6 protein-coding genes are annotated in these 4,666 nt (G+C 48.9%); 3 read left to right on the top strand and 3 right to left on the bottom strand.

The annotated features are described in order from the left end of the window. The first annotated feature begins 238 nt into the window (after positions 1–238). Complete coding sequence (locus MPF33_11190; GenBank protein MCI2415785.1) at positions 239–1,162, top strand: MBL fold metallo-hydrolase; 924 nt, start codon at positions 239–241, stop codon at positions 1,160–1,162. Here MPF33_11190 and MPF33_11185 read toward each other — a convergent pair. From MPF33_11185 to MPF33_11175, 3 genes are all read right to left on the bottom strand, one after another. Further along, a complete protein-coding gene (locus tag MPF33_11185; GenBank protein ID MCI2415784.1) occupies positions 1,146–1,886 on the bottom strand; it encodes a VIT1/CCC1 transporter family protein in 741 nt (246 codons plus the stop codon). The two genes, MPF33_11190 and MPF33_11185, sit on opposite strands and share 17 nt — an antisense overlap. Before the next feature lie 62 nt (positions 1,887–1,948). Next, positions 1,949–2,422, bottom strand: a complete 474-nt coding sequence (locus MPF33_11180; GenBank protein ID MCI2415783.1) for an AAA-associated domain-containing protein — start codon at positions 2,420–2,422, stop codon at positions 1,949–1,951. A gap of 27 nt (positions 2,423–2,449) precedes the next feature. Continuing rightward, positions 2,450–2,815, bottom strand: a complete 366-nt coding sequence (locus tag MPF33_11175) for a hypothetical protein (protein ID MCI2415782.1) — start codon at positions 2,813–2,815, stop codon at positions 2,450–2,452. A gap of 92 nt (positions 2,816–2,907) precedes the next feature. Between MPF33_11175 and MPF33_11170 the strand changes: the two genes are divergently transcribed. Both MPF33_11170 and MPF33_11165 read left to right on the top strand, forming a co-directional pair. Beyond that, positions 2,908–3,147 (top strand): hypothetical protein, encoded by a 240-nt coding sequence (locus tag MPF33_11170; GenBank protein MCI2415781.1) that lies wholly within the window; start codon positions 2,908–2,910, stop codon positions 3,145–3,147. 17 nt (positions 3,148–3,164) lie between these two features. Beyond that, complete coding sequence (locus MPF33_11165) at positions 3,165–4,508, top strand: amino acid permease (GenBank protein MCI2415780.1); 1,344 nt, start codon at positions 3,165–3,167, stop codon at positions 4,506–4,508. The last annotated feature ends 158 nt before the right edge of the window (positions 4,509–4,666 follow it).

The raw sequence follows: 4,666 nt of genomic DNA, 5'->3' as shown, positions 1-4,666 counted from the left end.
TTCCACAGCTTTGCTGTTGCGTCTGCCAACTTCCTCAATTTCCTCTGTTTACCCACTAGGGAAGAGCCTCACAACTGCGGTTTTGACGCTTCCGGAATTGCGGGAGTAATCGGGGCTCCTCATCTTTAGTTCGCCAAAGAAAGCGTCATAAAAGGAAATTGTCTTTGTTGTTTAAGACTTTTACCCCGCCAGGCGAGGTTTGTAGTTCTTTTATTAACCTTGAACAATTAATTACCATGTGGAAATAGTACCTTTAGCCTTCGAGAGCCTCGGCGTTAGGTCTCAAGCTACCTTTGTTGAGACCAAAGACGTTAGGATACTCATAGATCCTGCCGTTTCCCTTGCGCCTAGGAGGTTCGGCTTACCCCCTCACCAAAGGGAGGTTAATAAGCTGAGTGAATTGGCCAAGGTCATAGTGGACAAGGCAAAAGTGGCTGACATGATCATAGTCACCCACTACCACTACGACCATCACGATCCCGGGTACGTTATACCAAAGGAGATATACAAGGGAAAAAAGGTCTTCATAAAGGATCCCAACAACATGATAAACACAAGCCAAAAGAGAGTGAGGGCACCTAAGTTCTTGAGGGCAATAAAGGACCTACCCATCTCCTTGGAAGTCGCAGAGGGTAAAGAAGTTAGAATAGGGAATACCAAGATAACCTTCTCCAACGCTGTACCGCACGGTGCAGATGAGAGATTGGGCTACGTAGTGCAGGTTGCAATAAGCGACGGCGACCAAACACTGCTAGTGACCTCGGACATTGAAGGGGCCCCAAGGGACTCCCACTTGGAGTTTACGCTGAGGGTCAAACCCAACGTCCTCATTATTGACGGTCCCCTTAGTTACTTGTTGGGCTACGCCCTAACCGAGGAGGACCTCAATAAGTCCTTGTACAACATGGAGAAGATAGTGAAGGAGGGTCTCGACACCATGATAGTGGACCACCACGTGCTGAGGGATCAGAACTACAGGCAAGTTCTATCGAGGCTCTACGAAGAGGCGAGAGAGGTAAACGCCAGAGTAATAACTGCAGCAGAGTACTTGAACGTGGAGCCCCTAATCCTGGAGGCGAGGAGGAGGGAGCTGTTTAAGGAGGAAAATAAACCAGCTAGGATACCTAGGAACTTGGCCCAACTGCTCAGGGTAGATAGCTAACTGGGAAGAAGTGGGCTAGTACTAACCCTCCTACGTAGCTGCCCACAAGTGCTATGAGTCCAGTGCCTATTTGCTCTAACGCTCCCCTGCCTTTGCCTAGACCAGTGAACTTTGTGGTCATAGCCCCAAACGTCCCCAAGGTTATTAAGATCAAAGCAATGGAGGAGAAGAGAGCATAGTAGAAGTCGACCTTGAAGAACACGCTCACCATGAAAGGTATTAGAGGTAGGAGGCCACCCACTATTAAGTAAGCAGCCATTAGGAAGCCCAACTTTGTAGGTTTCTCGAACTCCTCTGGGAACATCTTCAGCTCGTTCATTAACATCTCGTTTAGGGTGGCCTTTTTGTCCTTCATGATTATGTCCGCTATCCTCTCCGCGTCCTCCTTGCTCATGCCCTTCTTTAGATAGAAGCCTACTAATTCCATCCTCTCTTTCTCTGGGAAGTTCTCTATCTCATATTTCTCCTTCTTAATCTCGTTGAGGATCACTTGGTTCCTGACCCTGGTGGATATGTACTCTCCAATGCCCATGGAGAAAGCCTGGGCAATTGTAGCTATCAGCCCAGTTACAAGTACAACCATGGGGTTGTTGGAGTATCCTGCGGCTCCTATGGCTATGCTCCCCACCCCTATTAGCCCGTCTTGAATCCCGAAGACCTTAGTCCTGAACACGTCAGCCTCTTCCGTGTAGTGCACTACGGGTTCTTTTTGAAAGTCCTGCATAAATTGGTTATGTATCTCTACTTTAAAAAATATACTTGGATTACGCCTTATCGCAAAGGCTTTTATTCAACGTTTACCTTGAACTTTTCGTCCCCGTACCTAGATATGAAGCCCGAATATATGCCCCACTCCAAGAGCGTGATCTGCAGGTCGTAAAGCCCCTCTGGGCTGTTGTAGATTTCCACACCCTTTTTCTCTAAGGCCTCCTTAAGTTCCTCGAGGCTGAACACCTTTAGTTCCTTAGCAGTGGCGAAGGGCTCGACGCTGGAGACGCTCTCCTTCAGAATCTCCTTCCTCTTCCTGATGTTGGACTGGAGGAACTCTATGCCCTTGTCCGTGATGATTATGTCCCCTTCCCCTATGGTAACGAAACCCAAGTAATTTGCGGTGTAGACTATCGGCATGAGGTCGTCAAGGTCCACCTCCATTTCCTTCTCCAGCTGGTAGAGATCCGTCTTTCCTCCAAAGGTGTTCTTGAGTACATTTAAGAGCCCGATCAAGTCCGCTACTCTTGCTTCCGGGTCTATTACCTTCACACTATATCATTGCTTGACCTCAACTTATCAAACTTTCGATCTTCTGGACAAGAAGGCCCAGTCCACTATGTACGCTAAGGGGAAAACGTAGAACCCGAGTACCATTAGCACATCTATCTCTGTTAAATATGCGCCCTTCCCAAATTGCGCCAAAGCCTCTTGGTGGGCAGAGGAACTCGACGACGTAATTATGCCCAGAATTGCTAGGATCACGCCCGCTTTAATCAACCTCTTGTCCTTACTTTTCTCTACGGCGATAGCGAGGAGAAAGAGGACCACTACTACGACTAAAGTACCTGCGGTTAACAGCAAGGGCACCTTACCAAACAGCAGAAAGCCTCCCAGAGCCAGTGCTATGGAAGAACCAAGTAGGTATACGGTAAACCTCAGCATTACTAGTCAAATGTCGCGCCCACTCAAAAGGCTTTCCGTATCACGATTAGTATAAAGAAAGTTTTTATTTTTTAAATTATATATTTTTCCTCATGAACGTGTTGATCCCGGCATTGGCAGGAGGTTTCATCATTACTACTGCCCTAATAACCTTCGTCTTGATAAAGAGGCCAAGGTTCTCTGATACCTTAATATTTTACAGTATATACGCCGGCTATTACATGGGGCTCGTCCTTTATTACTTCCACATGGTAGTTCTTGGCGTGATAACTGCGTTCTTAGTAATAGTACCAGTTGTCCTCTGGAAGTTTCTGAAGAAGCTTTATATATGACCCCCTAAACGGGTTATATGGTTAGCCTATCCAAGAAGTTGGAGCCCAAGGAGGACTCCATCCCAAAGTACCTTGTGATCGCCCAATCCCTTAGCTCGATAGCACCGCTGGGCTCCGTCTCGGCCTACTTGACTTTCGCCATGACGTATTCCTTGGCCTCAACTGGGCTCTCCGCAATACTTGGCTCTCTTGTCTACCTAGTGTGGGTAATAATAGGCTATAGGTACTCAAAGGTCATAGCTTCCACGGGGGGTACTTACGAGTTCGCCAGGCAGGGAGGTGGTGAGCTAGTAGGTAGCATTGCTGGGTGGCTTTACTGGATAAGTTACGCCACCTACTTGTCCTCCGTAACGACGTATCTAGTTAGCTCGGTGATCCCAGTCCTTGTGGGCGCGAGTCAAACGGAGCTGTCAGCAATTGAGGTGATCCTGCCTGTCCTTCTCTTTCTCTTGGTGATCTCCGGAGTACAGCCCCCACTTTACTATTCGCTAGTAACGTCGAGCGCGGAGGTCCTCCTTATAGTTGCACTAGGCGTAAAGGTATTCGAGCTAAGGGGGTTCTCTTACTCGGCCTTCACGTTCACGGTGCCGACGCCTGACTTCGTCGCAGGTGCCATGGCCGTTGCCTTCACCCTGGCGGGAGGAGGGGCGTCCTTCTTTCTTGGATACGAGGCAAAGGGAAAGGGAAAAACAGTTGGCACGTCCTACTTGCTTGCGTTTGCCATAGCTGCCGTTGCCGTGGTCTTCGCCTCCTTCTACGAGGTAGCTTTCGTTGGTTACGCCAACGCAGGCGTAATATCGTTGCTTAACGAAACACAGTTCCCCGGCTACTACATCTCTGCGCAAGTGTTCGGTGCTCCCTTTTCGACCGTATTCCTGGCGTTTACTGTGAACAGCCTGCTAGGCTCAGCAGTAGCCGCGTACGTTGCCCTCTCTAGGCTAACGTATACTCTAGTATCGAGGGACATGTTTAAGTCAGTGGCAATTGTCTTCCTGTTCTTCTTTGCTTGGAACTTGGTGGGCGGCATTACGGGACAGCTCTTACCGTTGTACTACCTAACGACGGAGATATCGCTCGTTACGCTTTTCGTTTCCCACCTTATTGTCTCAGCCGTGTATCCTCTATTCTCGAGGAGGATTAATGGGATAAGCGTTGTAGACGTAGCGTTAGCTACTTTGGGTTCAGCTACAATGGCTTACGGGGTTTACTCCAACCTATTCCCCCTTCAGTTGGACTCAGGGGTAGCGTTGGGCACGACGTTAGCGGTTAGCGCAATGGTCGCTCTGCGTCAATGGGCAAAGGGACTGAGGTCGGGCTACAGTCAAGGAAAGGGGCCAGATCTTAGGCCCGCTAAAGGGTAGAGACCTAACGGTGCAAAACAAGAAAAGAGGGCTTCTGACCTACTCCCCGCCCTGCGAGGGTTCTGCCTAGGTCTAAGGCGTTACTCCCCTTTATGGGAGTTACTCCGTGATGTGAAGAGAAAAGAAAGAGCCAAAGCGTTAACAATCTTCTTCACGCC

Origin of the sequence: Candidatus Aramenus sp. CH1, from assembly GCA_022678445.1 — an archaeon.
Classification (GTDB): Archaea; Thermoproteota; Thermoprotei_A; order Sulfolobales; family Sulfolobaceae; genus Aramenus.
This window is presented reverse-complemented; position numbering and strand designations above follow the sequence as displayed.